This is a genomic window from Citrobacter sp. LJND-P06 (genome assembly GCF_058188415.1).
On sequence record NZ_CP187317.1, the window covers coordinates 1,024,266 to 1,041,567 of the forward strand.

Below are 17,302 nucleotides of genomic sequence, written 5' to 3' on the forward strand. Positions count from 1 at the left end.
CCGGATAAGCGTTAGCGCCATCCGGCACTGCTGTTACGCCAAATCTTCTCCGTTACTGGCGATCACTTTCTTATACCACCAGAACGATTTTTTCCGCGTCCGGGCAAGCGTGCCGTTTCCGGCGTCGTCGCGGTCGACATACACGAATCCGTAGCGTTTACTCATTTCACCGGTGGACGCCGAAACCAGATCGATACAACCCCAGGTGGTGTAACCCATCAGCGGCACGCCGTCTTCGATAGCGTCGGCCATCGCCCGAATATGCTCGCGCAGATAGCTGATCCGGTAATCGTCATTAATCTCGCCATTTGCGTCGACTTCATCTTTTGCGCCAAGGCCGTTTTCCACCAGAAACAACGGTTTCTGATAGCGGTCGTACATCATATTCATGGTGATGCGCAGACCCAGCGGGTCAATGCCCCAGCCCCATTCGCTTACCGTGATGTGAGGGTTACGCAGGGATTTCACCACGTTCGCCGCACTGGTGTTTTTGGTGTTCATTTCCGCCGAGGCGCAGCGTGACGCGTAATAGCTGAAGGAGACGAAATCGACGGTATTTTTCAGGATCGCATCGTCTTCCGGGGCTTTCTCAATCACCACCCCTTTTTCACGGAACACGCGAGCGGAATAGGCGGGATACGCGCCGCGCGCCTGTACATCAATAAAGAACAGGTTTTCGCGGTCTTTTTCCAGCGCCGTCCAGACATCTTCCGGTTTGCAGGAATAGGGGTAAAAGTTCCCGCCCGCCAGCATACAGCCGACCTGGTTTTGTGGGTTCACCTGATGGGCGATTTTGGTCGCCAGGGCGCTGGCGATCAGCTCATGGTGCGCGGCCTGGTATTTCACCTGATCCTGATTTTCCCCTTCTTCAAACACCAGCCCGGCACCGGAGAACGGGCTGTGCAGCATAATGTTGATTTCGTTGAAGGTGAGCCAGTATTTCACCAGACCGTCAAAGGCTTCGAAGCAGGTGCGCGCATAACGGGTAAAAAACTCGACCATCTTACGGTTGCGCCAGGAGCCGTACTCGGTGACCAGATGCATCGGCACATCAAAGTGGCACAGGGTGACTAACGGCTCGATACCGTACTTTTTGCACTCGGCAAACACCGCGCGGTAAAACGCGATGCCTTCTTCGTTCGGCGTCTGTTCGTCGCCGTTAGGGTACAGGCGGCTCCAGGCGATGGAGGTGCGAAACACCGTGAAGCCCATTTCCGCCATCAGCGCGATATCATCTTTATAGCGATGATAAAAATCGATTGCCTCGTGGCTCGGATAAAACTCGTCATCCCGCAACTGGAAACGCTTTTCCTGACCCAGTTTCACCGGCATACGGCGCTCGCCGTGTGGGATCATATCAACGGTGGTCAGCCCTTTGCCGCCCTCCCGGAATGCCCCTTCAGACTGGTTGGCGGCCAGTGCGCCGCCCCATAAAAATCCTTGCGGAAATACAGACATAGTAAACCTCAATTAATGCCAGTCAGACGCTGGCGCCTTTCGCAGTATTCGGTTGTGCGGCCTGGTTTTTTCTGGCCTGTTCAGCCGCATCTTCGACAGGAATATCTTCAAAACCAAGGAGTAACGTCAGCACAAAGGAGAGCACTACCGCTAACGCCATCACCCCAAACACCCACACGATGGTCATCGGATTGGCGGGGTCGAAGAACTGAACGCTGGTAAACAGACCCGGTGCGGCCATTGAGTGGCTGGCAAGACCTGCCATTCCGGCGACCGCGCCGCAGATAAAGCCGCTGATGAGACTCGCAATCAGCGGGCGTTTCAGACGTACCGCCACCCCGTAGAGCGCCGGTTCAGAAATCCCGGCCATAATCGCGGAAGCGGCGGCGGCCAGCGCCGTCTGACGCAGTTCCGGGTTTTTGGTTTTCCAGGCGACGGCTAACGATGAACCGCCGAGCGACAGGTTGGCGCCAATTTCTGACGGCATGACCATGCCTTCTTTGCCCGTTTCGGCGATGGTCTGGATGATGGTTGGCGTAAAGACGCGATGCATCCCGGTCATCACCAGCAGCGGCCACAGTGCGCCCATAATGGCGACGGAAAGCCAGCCGAGATAGCCGTGGATGGTGTAGACCAGCGCAGAAATGGCGCTACCGATCCAGATTCCAATCGGGCCAATCAGCACGATGGCGAGCGGGGCGGCGATCAGCACGATCAGCATCGGTTTCAGGAAGTTTTTGGTCACCGCTGGCGTAATACGATCGACCCAGCGTTCGATGTACGACAGACACCAGGTCATCACCAACGCCGGGATCACCGTGTAGGTATATTTCACTGCGGTCACCGGGATCAGGGCGAACTCCACGTGCTCACCCTGGGCCGCTTTCGCCATCAGATCGATAAAGCTCGGATGCACCAGCACGCCCGCGATGGCAATCGCCAGCGACATATTGGTCTTGAATTTAATGGCGGCTGACGCCGCGACCATCAGTGGCAGGAAGAAGAACGCGCCGTCGCCGATCACGGTCAGAATGGTCAGCGTCGAAGAGCCTTTCACCAGCACACCGGTCATTTCCAGGATCATCGCCAGCAGTTTCAGCATCGATCCACCGATAATCGCCGGGATCAGCGGGGACATGGTGCCGATCAGGGCGTCCAGGATCCCTGCGCCAATGCGCTTGAGCGTCAGCTTCGGTTTACCAACAGGCGCTGCGGGCTGCATCTCTCCAGGCAGCAGATTCACGACTTCACGATAAGCCTGTGAAACGGTGTTGCCGATGATCACCTGACATTGGTTGTCGTTGCGAACCACACCGAGTACGCCGCTGAGCGCTTTTAAGGTTGCGCTATCGACACGCGCGTCTTCTTTGACGACGAAACGCAAACGCGTCATGCAGTGTGTGACGGCAGTAATGTTGTCGACACCACCCAAAGCCGACACGATGGAGCCCGCCAGTGCCGCATAATTCTTGGACATCGGATTTTACCCTGTTTTATCAGTAAGGTACGTTATATCGCCATGCTTCATTGCCTGGAGTCTGGCGGTGATGAAACACACAATAGGAAACCGGTTCCACAAAATCATGAATAGATTTTGCTTGTGAGGCAAGTAGAAAGCATGTCTGCTTTATGTTTTGTGAGATAGATCTTGTTTTTATGTTGAGAAACTGACTCCCACGCCAAAAATAGCGTGAAATTTTTGTTGGCCTGGTGAGATAAGCGCAGGTGGTATAATTTATCTCGTGATATTATTCAGAAAAACCATAAGCATTGATCCTGTGGAAAATATCAAGTTTAGTCGCAAAGTAATGTCCAAACGCTATTTCTTTGGAAGGTTTATAAGGGTAAATAGAGTAATATATAAGTAAACTACAGACTAATAGAAAATCTGTTTTTCAAAACTCTGACAAATGTTATTATCAGTCACGTAGTAATTTTTTAATGTTGGATCCTGGCAAGGTTCATAAGCTGTAAACATGGCAATGTACAAATAAATAACAAGAGACAAAATGTTTAATAAAATGAAAAGAGAGAAAAATAGGATTGCAATTATCGTCGCATATCTTTGGAATCTCTTGGGTGGTTCATTATTTTTTGAAAACAATGAAAGGAAAGCATATAAAATGACATAGATAAACATTGGCGATGTGCAGGCCAGTGCGATGACCTTCCCATTGAACCAGAAATAATTACTACTGGTAAAGAAGAGAAGCAGATATCGCCAGGGCAGATTGAGGGTGAAAAATACAAAAATACTGAGAATACTAATGGTGAATATACAGGCCATTCGTATTTTTATTCTGTCAAAAGTGGTCGGGATGGCTTTCATATTTTTCTCAGTTATGAAGATAGTAAAATAAAGGCATGTCCTGCATTAAGTTTTTGTGATTTAGATTAGGTTTGATTATCTCGAGCATGTCACAGAAGCACCTTCAGTTGGTATGATGGGCAAAGATGTAGGGGGTGTTTATTTCAAAAATAAGGCTAATAAAAACCGCGTGTATCAATCTCAGGGCAAACATTGACATTAATAACATAATAGTTTTTTAATCCAGGCATTTTACAGGGGATAAAGGAGGAAAATAACATAATGTATAAATAAAAAAACAGAGTGGCTATATTAAGTAGCATAAAAAGTGCAATGCAACTTATAGCAAATATGTCACCAAAAATATCTAGTTTTTTTGGGGAACGATGTGTTTTAGAGAAAATTGCAAAAAAGGACATAACAATGCAATATGCTAATAATGGCACTGCGGATAAACATGCAATGCGTCTGCCATCGAACCAAAAATAATCATGATTTTTAGTAATGAATACCATATCGTGAAATGGTAGGTTTACCGCTAGCACGATGAGTGCGCCCATAAACGCAGCAACTGCCATAATGGCAAGGCGCAGACCTATTTGTTTCAATAAAGTAATGCAGTATCTTTTCATATTTTTATCAATCATTCAGGTTATAAGAAAGTGTGAAAGCCTTGGTGTCGATTATTGCTATGTTTTTTTAATGGAACGATAGTCATGATATCTCCTATAGTTAACTAAATGGACTTTGAACAGTGTGAACTCCACAAGCTAATAGAGAATCTGTTTTTCAAAGCGCTGACAAATGTTATTATCAGTCACGTAGTAATTTTTTAATGTTGGATCCTGGCAAGGTTCATAAGCTGTAAACATGGCAATGTACAAATAAATAACAAGAGACAAAATGTTTAATAAAATGAAAAGAGAGAAAAATAGGATTGCAATTATCGTCGCATATTTTTGGAATCTCTTAGGTGGTTCATTATTTTTTGAAAACAATGCAAGGAAAGCATATAAAATGACATAGATAAACATTGGCGATGTGCAGGCCAGTGCGATGACCTTCCCATTGAACCAGAAATAATTACTACTGGTAAAGAAGAGAAGCAGATATCGCCAGGGCAGATTGAGGGTGAAAAATACAAAAATACTGAGAGTGCTAATGATGAATATACAGGCCATTCGTATTTTTATTCTGTCAAAAGTGGTAGGGTTACTTTTTTTCATATATTCCATCAATTATGTAAGTTAAAAAACAAAGGCATCTCATGGCCTAAGTGAGAGTTATTCCATAATCTAATTTTTTGCTCTTCTGCCAGAGCATCAAGTAGATGTTTTTTCAGCTCAGCAGACAAGCCATACTTGGTATCGAGTTGGTTTAATCCGTAATTCAAACTAATGCCCAGTGCAATTACAATGAAGGTAGTAAGAATAATCCATGGACAAACCAGCGCAATTGCCCCGCCAACGGCAATAGCAACAACCGTTGAAACCAGCGCCTTCGCTGTATCCATAATCATGTCACCGAAGAAATCGACGAGGCTGCACTCTTTTTTGAAGATCAACTCTATAGCTCGAAAAGCGAGAGAAAAATAAACACAGAATTTTACGCCTCTGATAATGTTATAAGCCACACCCCGCCAGCCGATTCCGAGTTCCAGTAACTGCAGGTTTTTTGCTTTATAACGGGTTCCATTAAGAATACGTCTCAGACTGGGGTAGCCGGTGATTTTAATGTAGGACACGCCATTGTATTTACAGGTTGTCGCGGCGATGCCTAAACCTTTAAAATTGAACGCCAGTTGATTGGCTTCATTAAGGTATGTTGTGAAATCCCTGGCCGTATGCGCCCCATCCCAGATATCTTTGATATTGCCGCCGCCCAGCTTGTACGAGAAAAAATCGTCGGCTTTACCGGTGAGATCGCTCAGGATGCCTCTGGCTTCCTGTAGCGTAAATAACATAATGTAGTGAGTGTTTTTGGCTAACAGCTCCTCCATATGGGGAAGCGTGTCAATATAAGGGTGGTTGGGCACCAGTTGGTTGATGGGCTGCTGACCGCGCAGAATATCGCCCATTGAATCAGCCCATGAATCCCCTCTGCGTCCTTGTCCATATCTCATCCTTGTTTCTCCTGATGATACGTTGTCAGAAAATTCGCTCTTCCCACAGACTGTAGGTGCTGGTGCCTGCTACGCAGTGCTCCCAGCTAATGGATTGATAGGTAAAAGAGATTCTCTCCTGAACCTCCTCTCCGTCGTGGTGAATATTGTGAGGAACGTGAAGATCAATTTCAGCAATGCGCGCATCGGTCAGTTTTATCTGGTAGTAACGTTCATTACAGCCGGTTCTGTCCGTTCGATAAAAATCAAAAGTGCAACTGAGGGATTCATTCTCTGAAATGGCTTTCGCTAGCAGTGGGGACGATTTATCAATCGGCTTAATAATAGAGATGTTGTGGTGATTCACATTTTGTTCGCGCGAAAGGGTATGTGCCAGGGTGAAAATAAATATTTGATCGCAATGCGCAATTTGCGCTTTATTACCGACAGATGCCTGACTCAGGCATCCAGAGGATATCAGCCCTTGTTGTTCACCCTCGAGTGCGAGGTAAATTAATCCAGCCATATGAATGTTCCTGATTTATTTATTGTGTTTATGTATATAAGTTGGCATCAAAAGAAAATATAAAACTTTTGCAGTATTCTCCGTTCGGAAATACAAATAAATAAGAAACGTGTGCAATGGTTAATTTTGCGCACTAATAGATAAAAACAGATATTAATGGTTTAGGTAATTAACGCAAAGGAATCCAATATATCCTGATAACGGTGATAGTGAAGAGGTGAGGGCCGTGGACTAAACGCTGCAAATTCGGTTGCGCTGAAGTAAACTTCCCGCCATCAAAACGTAAGGAATGAGTAATATGACGACGATGCTGGAGGTGGCGAAGCGCGCCGGTGTGTCGAAGGCGACGGTTTCCCGGGTGCTTTCTGGTAACGGCTACGTCAGCCAGGAAACCAAAGACCGCGTGTTTGAGGCTATCGAAGAGAGCGGGTATCGCCCTAATTTGCTGGCGCGTAGTCTGGCGGCTAAGAGCACCCAGACCCTCGGTCTGGTGGTGACGAACACCCTGTATCACGGCGTCTATTTTAGCGAGTTGCTGTTTCATACGGCGCGGATGGCGGAAGACAAAGGCCGTCAGTTGCTCCTTGCCGATGGTAAGCACAGCGCTGAGGAAGAGCGTCAGGCGATCCAGTATCTGCTCGATTTGCGCTGCGACGCGGTGATGATCTACCCGCGTTTTCTCAGCGTGGATGAGATAGACGACATCATCGACAGCCATTCTCAGCCGATTATGGTGCTTAACCGTCAGTTGCGCAAAAACAGCAGCCATAGCGTCTGGTGCGATCAAAAACAGACCAGCTTTAACGCCGTCACGCAGTTGATTGCCTCCGGTCACCAGCAGATCGCGTTTATTACCGGCTCAATGGATTCCCCGACCGGCGTGGAACGTCTTTCTGGGTATAAAGATGCGCTGGCGCATCATGGCATCGCCTTAAACCATGACCTGATTGTGAACGGAAAATGGACGCCCGCCAGCGGTGCGGAAGGTGTTAACACGTTGCTCTCCCGTAACGTCAATTTCACGGCGCTGGTCGCCAGTAATGACGACATGGCGATTGGCGCCATCAAACAACTCCACGAGCAGGGAATGAGCGTGCCTGCGCAGGTGTCGGTGATTGGATTCGACGATATTGCGATGGCGCCGTATACCATTCCGGCGCTTTCCAGCGTCAAAATTCCGGTCACCGAGATGATTCAGGAGACGATTGGGCGACTTATCTTTATGCTGGACGGCGGGGCATTTACGCCACCCAAACCCTTTACCGGCGAGCTTATCCGCCGCGACTCGCTAGCGCTGTCACATCCGGGCTAAGGGTTGTCAATTGTCATCGTCACTAGTGACGATGACACCTCAAAATCACACAGCATAAATAAAAATTCGTTTAATAACAGCACATTAAAAACTGGCACGAATTATGAATACTTCGGCACATAATCTGTCATTGCTGGAGAATTTGATGAACCGTTTCATCATTGCTGACGCTACGAAATGCATTGGTTGCCGTACTTGTGAAGTGGCCTGTGTGGTATCCCATCAGGAAGACCAGGACTGCGCGTCGCTGACCCCTGAAACCTTTTTACCGCGCATCCATGTTATCAAAGGGGTGAACGTCTCCACGGCGACGCTGTGCCGTCAGTGCGAAGACGCACCGTGTGCGAATGTCTGCCCGAACGGTGCGATCAGCCGTGACAAAGGGTTTGTCCATGTCATGCAGGAACGCTGCATTGGCTGTAAAACCTGCGTGGTGGCGTGCCCGTACGGCGCAATGGAAGTGGTTGTCCGTCCGGTAATCCGCAACAGCGGAGCGGGCCTGAACGTGCGTGCAGAAAAAGCAGAAGCCAATAAATGTGACCTGTGCCATCACCGCGATGCGGGCCCGGCCTGTATGGAAGTGTGTCCGACTCACGCGTTGATCTGTGTGGATCGCAACAAGCTTGAGCAACTGAGCGCAGAAAAACGTCGCCGTGCGGCGCTGGATTCTACAGCATCGCTGCTCTTCTGATATCTGAAAATCCGCGTAAAATACGGTAGTACTTATGCCGGATGGCGATGCTTACGCATCTTATCCGGCCTACTGTTCGCATCCCCGTAGGCCTGATAAGCGAAGCGCCATCAGGCAAACCGGGATAGATGACTGCGGAAACGACTTAATGACACTAAACAATCACTCCGGCGTACAGCTGCGTATTCGCGGTAAAGTGCAGGGCGTCGGGTTTCGCCCCTTTGTCTGGCAACTGGCGCAGCAACTGCAACTGCACGGCGATGTCTGTAATGACGGTGATGGCGTCGTCGTTCGCCTGCTGGAAGATCCCACCACGTTTATTGCTGAACTGCATCAGCATTGCCCGCCGCTGGCGCGTATCGACAGCGTTGAGAGCGAGCCTTTTGCCTGGTCGCAACGGCCTGCTGACTTCACCATTCGCCAAAGCGCGGGGGGAACGATGAACACGCAGATCGTTCCTGATGCGGCCACGTGTCCTGCCTGTCTGACTGAAATGCGTACCCCTGGCGAGCGGCGCTACCGTTACCCGTTTATCAACTGCACCCACTGCGGCCCTCGTTTCACTATTATTCGCGCCATGCCGTACGACCGCCCGTTTACCGTCATGGCGTCATTTCCGCTCTGTCCGCAATGCGATACGGAGTACCGCGACCCGTATGACCGTCGCTTCCACGCGCAGCCGGTCGCATGTCCGGCGTGTGGGCCGCATCTTGCGTGGCGTTCTGCCGATGTACAGGCAGAAAAAGAAGAGGCATTGCAGGCTGCGGTGGCGATGCTGAACGCCGGGGGCATTGTCGCCATCAAAGGGATTGGGGGTTTTCACCTGGCCTGTGATGCGCGCAACGCCGATGCGGTCGCCCTGCTGCGGGCGCGTAAACACCGCCCGGCAAAACCGCTGGCGGTGATGCTGCCGACAGAAAAAGGTCTGCCGGACGCGGCACGTCGTCTGTTGACCACGCCCGCCGCCCCGATTGTGCTGGTGGATAAACAGTTCGTTGATTCGCTCTGCGACGGCATTGCGCCCGGACTTGCGGAAGTCGGCGTGATGCTGCCCGCCAATCCGCTACAGCATTTGCTGTTGCAGGAAATGAACGGGCCGTTGGTGATGACCTCCGGCAATCTGAGTGGTAAACCTCCCGCCATTACCAACGCCCAGGCGCTGGATGATTTGCAGGCGATTGCCGACGGTTTCCTGTTGCACAATCGCGACATCGTGCAGCGGATGGATGATTCCGTGGTGCGTGAAAGCGGTGAAATGCTGCGCCGTTCACGCGGTTATGTACCAGACGCGCTGGCGTTGCCGCCGGGGTTTCGCGATGTGCCGCCGATGCTTTGCCTGGGCGCCGATCTCAAAAATACCTTCTGCCTGGTGCGTGGGGAACAGGCGGTGCTGAGCCAGCATTTGGGCGATCTCAGCGATGATGGCATTCAACACCAGTGGCGTGATGCGCTGCGCCTGATCCAGAGCATTTATGACTTTACGCCGCAACGCATTATTTGCGATGCGCATCCGGGCTACGTCTCCAGCCAGTGGGCGAGTGAGATGAATCTGCCGACTGACAGGGTATTGCACCATCATGCCCACGCGGCGGCGTGTATGGCCGAACACGGCTGGCCGCTGAATGGCGGTGACGTGATCGCCCTGACGCTGGACGGCATCGGGATGGGCGAAAACGGTGCGCTGTGGGGCGGGGAGTGTTTACGGGTTAATTACCGTGAATGTGAGCATCTTGGTGGACTGCCCGCCGTGGCGCTTGCCGGTGGCGATCTCGCAGCGAAGCAACCCTGGCGTAACCTGTTGGCGCAGTGTTTACGTTTTTTACCCGACTGGCAGCAATATCCGGAAACTGACGGCGTGCAGCGACAGAACTGGAGTGTGCTGGCGCGGGCGATTGAGCGTGGGATTAATGCGCCGCTGGCCTCGTCATGTGGGCGTCTGTTTGATGCCGTTGCCGCCGCGTTAGGCTGTGCGCCAGAATCACTCAGCTATGAAGGGGAAGCCGCCTGTACGCTGGAAGCACTGGCTTCGCCGTGTCAGAGCGTTGAACATCCGGTGACCATGCCATTGAGCGAAAATCAACTGGATCTGGCAACCTTCTGGCACCAGTGGCTGAACTGGCAGGCAACGCCCGCTGAACGCGCATGGGCGTTCCACGACGCGCTGGCGCGTGGGTTTGCCGCTATGATGCGTGAACAGGCCGCATCACGCGGGATTACGACGCTGGTCTTCAGCGGTGGGGTGATGCATAACCGCTTGCTGTCATCGCGGCTGGCCTTTTATCTTGCTGATTTTACGCTGTTGTTCCCGCAGCAGCTACCGGCGGGCGATGGTGGGCTTTCGCTGGGGCAGGGGGTGATTGCCGCAGCGCGCTGGTTGAACCCGCGTGATATGCCGGATGGCGACGCGTAGCGCCTTATCCGGCCTACAAAGCGGTCTTCACTGACCACGAAGGCGCACAACTGGCCTTTCCGGCCTACAACGTGCTACATGCCGTAGGCCGGATAAGGCGTCGCCGCCATCCGGCACCACGCCATTTACGCTGGCAGCGTTTTCAACAGGGCGAAAGCCTCTTTCATTCTGTCTTCACTGACCACGAAGGCGCACAACTGGCCTTTCCGGCCTACAAAATGCTACATGCCGTAGGCCGGATAAGGCGTCGCCGCCATCCGGCACCACGTCACTTACGCGGGCAGTGTTTTCAACAGAGCGAAAGCCTCTTTCATTCTGTCTTCACTGCCGACGAAGGCGCACAACTGGCCTTTCCGGCCTACAAAGTGCCACATGCCGTAGGCCGGATAAGGCGTCGCCGCCATCCGGCACCACGCCATTTACGCTGGCAGCGTTTTCAACAGGGCGAAAGCCTCTTTCATTCTGTTTTCACTGACCACGAAGGCGCACAACTGGCCTTCGTCGTTCATCCCTCTGGCAACCATTCCGTCAGCTTCTGCCACAATGTGCCAGTGCAGATCCTGACGTTGGGTTTCCCCGGCCAGATGTAACGGCAATTCCGGCGTTTTGATTTTCACGAGCATCGCGGGCAACTTCAGCGGGACATTTCCGCCGAGCAGATTTTTCGCCAGATACATCGCGCTGAGCTGAATCGGCTGCAGGAACGGCAGTACCTGGCCGTTGATTTCCGCACAGTCACCGAGGGCGTAAATGTCCGGATGACTGGTTTGCAGATAGCTGTCCACGCAAACGCCGCGATTGAGGGTTACACCGGCACGACGCCCCAGCGCGGTTTCCGGGCGCAGGCCGGTGGCGGCGATCACCGCATCGACCTCGACACTGCGTTGACGATCGAGCGTTGCACGGATCCCGGACGCCGTTTGCTCCAGCCCCTGAAGCTGTGATTTCAGCAACAGATGTACGCCCATATCGGTAAGACGATGCTGTAAGCGACTGCTCACTTCCGGCGGCATCAGTGAAGAAAGAATGCTGGCGGCGTTATCAATCAACGTCACGGCTTTGCCCGCCCGACAGAAATCCATCGCCAGCTCGCTGCCGATCAGACCGCCGCCGACAATCAATACCCGGCGCGCGTCGCGCAGTTGCGTTTCACACGCGCGGTACTCCTGCTGACTGTTCAGTGTGAGTATTAACTCACGCCCGGCAACAGGAGGGACAAAGGCCGACGCGCCAGTCGCCAGCACCAGCTTGTCGTACGACCACTGCGTGTCCTGACTTTTCACCACGTGGGCATTGGCATCAATGTCGGTGACCCAGGTGTGCGGGAACAGGCGTAAAGTAAACTGTTCGGCAAACTCCCCCGCCGACTGGCGGGTGAGGTCGTCAGCGCGCTGCGCCTGGCTGATAACGTGGCTAAGATCGGGCTTGTTATATTCCTCGATGCTGTCAGCCGCAATCAGGGTCAACGGGATATCAGCATCCTGTTTACGGATGTTTTTGACTAACTGGCGGGCGGCGAAACCCGAACCAATAATGACAATTCCGTGGCTCATTTTGCCTCCGTTGCCAGTACGTCGAAGACCTCTTTACCCAATGAACATTCCGGGCAGAGGAAGTTGTCCGGCACGTTACTCCACGGTGTGCCGGGGGCGACATCCTGTAACGGTTCGCCTTTGGCGGGATCGTAAATCCACTGGCAAACGCTGCATTGCATGCTGGGGCCGAGGTCGGCTGCCGCTGCGGCGGCACAGGCGCACGCATCTTCTTTGGCGGTCGCCGTGGCGCTGGTTTCCGGCAGCGGAGCGAGCGCCCACTGACGTGCAATTTCGCGCCCGTGCTGACGGCACAGTTCCAGCGCATCCAGGTCCGGGCGCCATTTGGCTTTCAGGCTCAGCGACATTTCAAAACCGGCATCCTGCAAGCGGGTCGAGAGACGGTCAACCGCGCCGCCGCTCCAGCCATGAGAGCCAAAGGCGCTGGCGCGTTTATTGCGAAAACGCAGACCGGTCATCTCTTCGACCAGACCGGCGATTTTCGGCATCATCACGTTGTTCATGGTGGAGGTGCCGACCAGCACCCCTTTTGAGCGAAAGACGTTGGTCAGAATTTCATTTTTATCGCTGCGGGCGACGTTAAAGATTTTCACCGCCACGTTCGGGTCAACTTCGTTAATACCCTGGGCGATGGCGTCCGCCATCATGCGGGTGTTATTGGACATGGTGTCGTAGAAAAGGGTGATGCGGTCTTCCTGATAATCCGCCGCCCATTTCAAATACATCTCAACGATCTGCGTTGGGTTGTCGCGCCAGACCACGCCGTGGGAGGTGGCAATCATATCGACCGGCAGATTAAAACCGAGGATTTCGGTAATTTTCGGCGTCACCAGGCGGCTGAACGGCGTCAGGATGTTGGCGTAATAGCGTTGGCACTGCTCGAACAGTTCGGTCTGATCCACTTCGTCATTGAACAGACGTTCGTCGCAGTAGTGCTGACCAAAGGCGTCGTTACTGAACAGAACCGCATCGCCGGTCATATAGGTCATCATGCTGTCCGGCCAGTGCAGCATCGGGGTTTCGACGAAGATAAGCTGTTTGCCGTTGCCGATATCCAGCGCGTCGCCGGTTTTCACGACATGGAAGTTCCATTCCGGGTGATGGTGATGGCCGGTGATAGAATCAATGGCATTCGCGGTGCAGTAGATTGGCGTGTCCGGGATCTGCATCATCAGTTCGGTCAGCGCGCCGGCGTGGTCTTCTTCGGCGTGGTTGATGATGATGTAATCAATGTCTGCGAGGTCAATTTCACTGCGCAGGTTCTGCACGAATTCGCGGCTGAATTTATGGTCGACGGTGTCGATCAGTACATTTTTTTCTTCACGGATGAGATAGCTGTTGTAGCTGCTGCCGCGCAGCGTTTTATATTCAGTCCCGTGAAAATCACGCACTTCCCAGTCACGTTGGCCAACCCAATGAATGTTATTTTTAACCAGAATAGACATAGCAACCTCAATGAACTCAGTGTTTTCCCAAAAAGATGTTTTCCTGATTGCAGGTTGTGTGCCAACTTTTTAATATTTTGATTTTAAACGATTTTTAAAAATATACCTCTAAGTTGGTAGTCAAAATGACTATTCGTCGAATGGTCACTATGACAATATGAATGGTCAAAATGACAATGAGGGTGTTATGCGTTTTTCCGTTGATGTACTGGCGAGTATTGCCATTGAATTACAACGTGATATCGGCCACCAAGACCGATTTCAGCGCCTGATCACGACGCTGCGGCAGGTGCTGGAATGTGATGCTTCCGCGTTGTTGCGTTACGAGGCTCGCCAGTTTATCCCGCTGGCGATTGATGGTCTGGCTCGCGATGTGCTTGGCAGACGATTTACGCTGGAAGGGCATCCGCGTCTGGAGGCTATCGCTCGCGCCGGGGACGTGGTGCGTTTCCCGGCCGACAGTGATTTACCCGATCCCTATGACGGATTGATTCCTGGGCAAGAGAGCCTGAAAGTCCACGCCTGTATTGGCCTGCCGCTGTTCGCCGGACAGAATCTGATTGGCGCGCTGACGCTCGACGGCATGGCACCAGACCAGTTTGATGTTTTCAGTGATGAAGAACTGCGTCTGATTGCCGCGCTGGCGTCCGGGGCGTTGAGTAACGCGCTGCTGATTGAACAACTGGAAAGCCAGAACATGTCGCCGGGTTCATCCTCCGCGTTTGAGCCGGTAAAAGAGACGCAGATGATTGGCCTTTCGCCCAGCATGATGCAGTTAAAAAAAGAGATTGAGATTGTGGCGGGCTCTGATCTTAACGTGCTGATCAGCGGCGAGACGGGAACCGGTAAAGAGCTGGTGGCAAAAGCCCTCCATGAAGGCTCGCCGCGAGCGGTGAATCCACTGGTCTATCTCAACTGCGCTGCGCTGCCGGAAAGCGTGGCGGAAAGTGAGCTGTTTGGCCATGTCAAAGGGGCGTTTACCGGAGCCATCAGCAACCGCAGCGGTAAGTTCGAAATGGCCGATAACGGCACCCTGTTCCTGGACGAGATTGGCGAACTGTCATTAGCGCTACAGGCCAAGCTGCTGCGCGTGTTGCAGTACGGCGATATTCAGCGTGTTGGCGACGATCGCAGTCTGCGCGTTGATGTGCGCGTACTGGCGGCGACCAACCGTGATTTGCGCGAAGAAGTTCTGGCCGGGCGTTTTCGCGCCGACCTGTTTCACCGTCTGAGCGTCTTTCCGCTTTCCGTCCCGCCTCTGCGCGAGCGCGGTGAGGATGTGGTGTTGCTGGCGGGGTATTTTTGCGAGCAGTGTCGGTTGCGGTTGGGACTTTCGCGCGTGGTGCTGAGTCCTGCCGCGCGCAACCATCTGCTGAATTATGGCTGGCCAGGAAATGTGCGCGAACTGGAACATGCGATCCATCGTGGCGTGGTACTGGCGAGGGCAACGAAAGCTGGGGATGAAGTGGTACTGGAAGCCACGCATTTTGCGTTACAGGACGCGTCGGCTGTACCGCCGCAGGAACCTCCGGCAGAATTGCCGCTCAATCAAAATCTGCGTGACGCGACGGAGCATTTTCAGCGGGAGATTATCCGCCGGGCGCTGGCGCAAAATAATCATAACTGGGCGGCCAGCGCACGGGCGCTTGAAACAGACGTCGCCAACCTGCACCGACTGGCGAAGCGTCTGGGGCTCAAAGATTAGAGAATGCCTGCCTGATAAAAATCCTGCAGGTTAATGGCGCCGGTGAGTTTACCGTTTTCATCCACCACCGGGGCGGCGGTAATTTTGCGCTTCATCAGGATCTCTTTGGCGTCAATGGCGCGGCTTTGTGCCTGTAGCGTGACGCCATTGTGGGTCATCGCGTCACTGACCGGCGTGGTGAGCGCGCCGCCGCCTACTAACCAGCGACGCAGGTCGCCGTCGGTAAATACGCCCTTCACATAGGCTTCATCGTCACAGACCGACACCAGACCCAGTCCGGTTCGGCTCAATTCCAGCATCGCGTCCATTACGCTGGTGGCAAGCTGAACCTGAGGCACCGCATCGTCACGGCGCATCAGATGATGCACGTTATTTAGCAAACGTGCGCCCAGCGCGCCAGCCGGATGGGAGCGGGCGAAATCTTCCTCGTTAAATCCGCGCGCCTGCATCACGGCCATTGCCAGCGCATCGCCCATCATCAGGGTATTTACCGTGCTGGAGGTCGGCGCCAGATGCATCGGGCAGGCTTCACGTTCGACGGAGATATCCAGCACGGCTTTCGCCGCCAGACCCAGCGGGGAGGTGGGTTTCCCGGTCATTGCCAGCAGGGCGACCGATTTGTCTTCGAGGCGCGGAATGATGAGATCCAGTTCTTTCGCGCCGCCGGAATAGGAGATAAACAGCATGACGTCACGGCTTTCGATCATTCCCAGATCGCCGTGTAGCGCTTCTGCCGGGTGAACGAAAAAAGCCGGAGTGCCGGTGCTGGCGAGGGTTGCCGCAATTTTTTTGCCAATATGACCGGACTTGCCGATACCAGAGACAATCACCTTGCCTTCGCAGTGGATAATGGTATTCGCGGCGCGGACAAAATCATCGCCCAGACGTTCCGGCAGACGGCTTGCTTCCTGTAGCTCCAGCATTAATGTCTGACGACCCGCGTTCAGTAGTGCATCACTCATTGGTTTCTCCGGTTATGACAACGATAATCCCTTTCTCTTCCAGCGCCTGACGAAATGCAGGATCGATATCTGAGTCGGTAATCAGCTTATCGACGCTTTCCAGGCTGCACACCACATTCGGACTCTTGCGGCCAAACTTTGATGAGTCGGCCATCAGGATCACTTCGCGAGCGGCATTGCACATCGCTTTGCTGACGGTATAGACCTCATTAAAGGTGGTGACCCCAGCGTTAAGGTCAATACCGTCGGTGCCCATGAAGAGTTTATCAAAACTGAATTGCTCAAAGGCGTTTTCAGCCAGTTGTCCGTGAAATGACGCCGATTTTTTACGGAATGTCCCGCCGGGCATCAGGATGGTTTGCTCGTTGTCCAGCTCCGACAGCGCGTTAACAATGTGCAGGCTGTTGGTCATGACGGTGATATTGCTAAAGCGGGTGAGCATCGGCACCATCTGCAAAACGGTGCTTCCGGCGTCCAGAATGATCGAGTCACCGTCGTGGATAAACTGGACGGCAGCTTCGGCAATGCGTTCTTTTTTATGCGTATTGATCAGGGTTTTGTGATCGATAGGCGGATCGGACTCATCTTTATTTAACACCACACCGCCGTAGGTGCGAATGACTGTTCCGGCATTTTCAAGGATGACAAGATCTTTGCGAATGGTCGTGCCTGTGGTGTCAAAGTGCTGGGCCAGTTCCTCAACGGAGCATTTACCCTGTTTTTGCAGATGCTCCAGAATGGCGGCCTGACGCTGACGAGGTTTCATAGGTGTGATTACCCTGAATTAAATGTGCAAAATGATAATTTCGCAAGCTATTAGCATTCACAACG

The 17,302-nt window shown here is 52.6% G+C and carries 16 protein-coding genes and 1 pseudogene; 4 read left to right on the top strand and 13 right to left on the bottom strand.

What is annotated here, in order from left to right:
- Positions 1 to 33: 33 nt before the first annotated feature.
- The 7 genes from ACO7SM_RS04880 to ACO7SM_RS04910 form a co-directional block, all read right to left on the bottom strand.
- Complete coding sequence (locus tag ACO7SM_RS04880; protein ID WP_490469933.1) at positions 34 to 1,458, bottom strand: 6-phospho-beta-glucosidase; 1,425 nt, start codon at positions 1,456 to 1,458, stop codon at positions 34 to 36.
- 22 nt (positions 1,459 to 1,480) lie between these two features.
- A complete protein-coding gene (gene ascF / locus ACO7SM_RS04885) occupies positions 1,481 to 2,935 on the bottom strand; it encodes a PTS cellobiose/arbutin/salicin transporter subunit IIBC (protein ID WP_490469934.1) in 1,455 nt (484 codons plus the stop codon).
- Between the two features lie 399 nt (positions 2,936 to 3,334).
- Positions 3,335 to 3,787, bottom strand: coding sequence for a DUF1240 domain-containing protein (locus ACO7SM_RS04890; RefSeq protein WP_490469935.1), 453 nt, complete (start codon positions 3,785 to 3,787; stop codon positions 3,335 to 3,337).
- A 155-nt stretch (positions 3,788 to 3,942) separates the two neighbouring features.
- The gene (locus ACO7SM_RS04895; RefSeq protein WP_490469936.1) at positions 3,943 to 4,413 is read right to left on the bottom strand and encodes a hypothetical protein; all 471 of its coding nucleotides are present in this window, start codon (positions 4,411 to 4,413) and stop codon (positions 3,943 to 3,945) included.
- A gap of 123 nt (positions 4,414 to 4,536) precedes the next feature.
- Positions 4,537 to 5,001 (bottom strand): DUF1240 domain-containing protein, encoded by a 465-nt coding sequence (locus tag ACO7SM_RS04900; protein WP_490469937.1) that lies wholly within the window; start codon positions 4,999 to 5,001, stop codon positions 4,537 to 4,539.
- A complete protein-coding gene (locus ACO7SM_RS04905; RefSeq protein ID WP_490469938.1) occupies positions 5,001 to 5,888 on the bottom strand; it encodes a hypothetical protein in 888 nt (295 codons plus the stop codon). Before ACO7SM_RS04905 ends, ACO7SM_RS04900 begins: the two co-directional genes overlap by 1 nt.
- Positions 5,889 to 5,913: 25 nt before the next feature.
- Complete coding sequence (locus ACO7SM_RS04910) at positions 5,914 to 6,393, bottom strand: Hcp family type VI secretion system effector (protein ID WP_490469939.1); 480 nt, start codon at positions 6,391 to 6,393, stop codon at positions 5,914 to 5,916.
- A 298-nt stretch (positions 6,394 to 6,691) separates the two neighbouring features.
- On the opposite strand from ACO7SM_RS04910, the gene ACO7SM_RS04915 reads away from it, so the two are divergent.
- The 3 genes from ACO7SM_RS04915 to hypF all read left to right on the top strand — a co-directional run bounded on the left by ACO7SM_RS04915 (position 6,692) and on the right by hypF (position 10,806).
- Complete coding sequence (locus ACO7SM_RS04915) at positions 6,692 to 7,705, top strand: LacI family DNA-binding transcriptional regulator (RefSeq protein ID WP_490469940.1); 1,014 nt, start codon at positions 6,692 to 6,694, stop codon at positions 7,703 to 7,705.
- 145 nt (positions 7,706 to 7,850) lie between these two features.
- Positions 7,851 to 8,396, top strand: coding sequence for an electron transport protein HydN (gene hydN / locus ACO7SM_RS04920; protein WP_192613214.1), 546 nt, complete (start codon positions 7,851 to 7,853; stop codon positions 8,394 to 8,396).
- A gap of 148 nt (positions 8,397 to 8,544) precedes the next feature.
- Entirely contained in the window at positions 8,545 to 10,806 is a 2,262-nt protein-coding gene (hypF, locus tag ACO7SM_RS04925; protein ID WP_490469941.1) for a carbamoyltransferase HypF, read from the top strand.
- Between the two features lie 125 nt (positions 10,807 to 10,931).
- Here the strand turns inward: hypF and ACO7SM_RS04930 are convergent.
- The 4 genes and pseudogenes from ACO7SM_RS04930 to norV all read right to left on the bottom strand — a co-directional run.
- Positions 10,932 to 11,012, bottom strand: a pseudogene (locus ACO7SM_RS04930) (hypothetical protein); the annotation flags it as partial.
- A 66-nt stretch (positions 11,013 to 11,078) separates the two neighbouring features.
- Positions 11,079 to 11,210 carry a hypothetical protein gene (locus ACO7SM_RS04935; RefSeq protein WP_490469942.1) on the bottom strand — a complete coding sequence of 44 codons (132 nt, stop codon included), beginning with the start codon at positions 11,208 to 11,210 and terminating at the stop codon, positions 11,079 to 11,081.
- Positions 11,211 to 11,225: 15 nt separating this feature from the next.
- Positions 11,226 to 12,359: an NADH:flavorubredoxin reductase NorW gene (gene norW, locus ACO7SM_RS04940; protein ID WP_490469943.1), complete on the bottom strand. Its 1,134-nt coding sequence runs from the start codon at positions 12,357 to 12,359 to the stop codon at positions 11,226 to 11,228.
- A complete protein-coding gene (norV, locus tag ACO7SM_RS04945) occupies positions 12,356 to 13,804 on the bottom strand; it encodes an anaerobic nitric oxide reductase flavorubredoxin (protein ID WP_490469944.1) in 1,449 nt (482 codons plus the stop codon). Before norV ends, norW begins: the two co-directional genes overlap by 4 nt.
- Before the next feature lie 187 nt (positions 13,805 to 13,991).
- Here norV and norR point away from each other — a divergent pair, with 187 nt between their 5' ends.
- Positions 13,992 to 15,509 (top strand): nitric oxide reductase transcriptional regulator NorR, encoded by a 1,518-nt coding sequence (gene norR, locus ACO7SM_RS04950; protein WP_490469945.1) that lies wholly within the window; start codon positions 13,992 to 13,994, stop codon positions 15,507 to 15,509.
- Here norR and gutQ read toward each other — a convergent pair.
- Together gutQ and srlR are read right to left on the bottom strand one after the other, a co-directional pair.
- A complete protein-coding gene (gene gutQ / locus ACO7SM_RS04955) occupies positions 15,506 to 16,471 on the bottom strand; it encodes an arabinose-5-phosphate isomerase GutQ (RefSeq protein ID WP_490469946.1) in 966 nt (321 codons plus the stop codon). The genes norR and gutQ overlap by 4 nt on opposite strands.
- Positions 16,464 to 17,237, bottom strand: coding sequence for a glucitol operon DNA-binding transcriptional repressor SrlR (gene srlR / locus ACO7SM_RS04960; protein ID WP_490469947.1), 774 nt, complete (start codon positions 17,235 to 17,237; stop codon positions 16,464 to 16,466). The genes gutQ and srlR overlap by 8 nt, the downstream gene beginning before the upstream one ends.
- Between the last annotated feature and the right edge of the window lie 65 nt (positions 17,238 to 17,302).

What these genes read in the sequence shown, in the direction of transcription:
- ACO7SM_RS04880 (WP_490469933.1), bottom strand. Translation starts at nt 1,458, where the DNA reads ATGTCTGTATTTCCGCAAGGATTTTTATGGGGCGGCGCACTGGCCGCC.
- ascF (WP_490469934.1), bottom strand. Translation starts at nt 2,935, where the DNA reads ATGTCCAAGAATTATGCGGCACTGGCGGGCTCCATCGTGTCGGCTTTG.
- ACO7SM_RS04890 (WP_490469935.1), bottom strand. Translation starts at nt 3,787, where the DNA reads ATGAAAGCCATCCCGACCACTTTTGACAGAATAAAAATACGAATGGCC.
- ACO7SM_RS04895 (WP_490469936.1), bottom strand. Translation starts at nt 4,413, where the DNA reads ATGATTGATAAAAATATGAAAAGATACTGCATTACTTTATTGAAACAA.
- ACO7SM_RS04900 (WP_490469937.1), bottom strand. Translation starts at nt 5,001, where the DNA reads ATGGAATATATGAAAAAAAGTAACCCTACCACTTTTGACAGAATAAAA.
- ACO7SM_RS04905 (WP_490469938.1), bottom strand. Translation starts at nt 5,888, where the DNA reads ATGAGATATGGACAAGGACGCAGAGGGGATTCATGGGCTGATTCAATG.
- ACO7SM_RS04910 (WP_490469939.1), bottom strand. Translation starts at nt 6,393, where the DNA reads ATGGCTGGATTAATTTACCTCGCACTCGAGGGTGAACAACAAGGGCTG.
- ACO7SM_RS04915 (WP_490469940.1), top strand. Translation starts at nt 6,692, where the DNA reads ATGACGACGATGCTGGAGGTGGCGAAGCGCGCCGGTGTGTCGAAGGCG.
- hydN (WP_192613214.1), top strand. Translation starts at nt 7,851, where the DNA reads ATGAACCGTTTCATCATTGCTGACGCTACGAAATGCATTGGTTGCCGT.
- hypF (WP_490469941.1), top strand. Translation starts at nt 8,545, where the DNA reads ATGACACTAAACAATCACTCCGGCGTACAGCTGCGTATTCGCGGTAAA.
- ACO7SM_RS04935 (WP_490469942.1), bottom strand. Translation starts at nt 11,210, where the DNA reads ATGGCGGCGACGCCTTATCCGGCCTACGGCATGTGGCACTTTGTAGGC.
- norW (WP_490469943.1), bottom strand. Translation starts at nt 12,359, where the DNA reads ATGAGCCACGGAATTGTCATTATTGGTTCGGGTTTCGCCGCCCGCCAG.
- norV (WP_490469944.1), bottom strand. Translation starts at nt 13,804, where the DNA reads ATGTCTATTCTGGTTAAAAATAACATTCATTGGGTTGGCCAACGTGAC.
- norR (WP_490469945.1), top strand. Translation starts at nt 13,992, where the DNA reads ATGCGTTTTTCCGTTGATGTACTGGCGAGTATTGCCATTGAATTACAA.
- gutQ (WP_490469946.1), bottom strand. Translation starts at nt 16,471, where the DNA reads ATGAGTGATGCACTACTGAACGCGGGTCGTCAGACATTAATGCTGGAG.
- srlR (WP_490469947.1), bottom strand. Translation starts at nt 17,237, where the DNA reads ATGAAACCTCGTCAGCGTCAGGCCGCCATTCTGGAGCATCTGCAAAAA.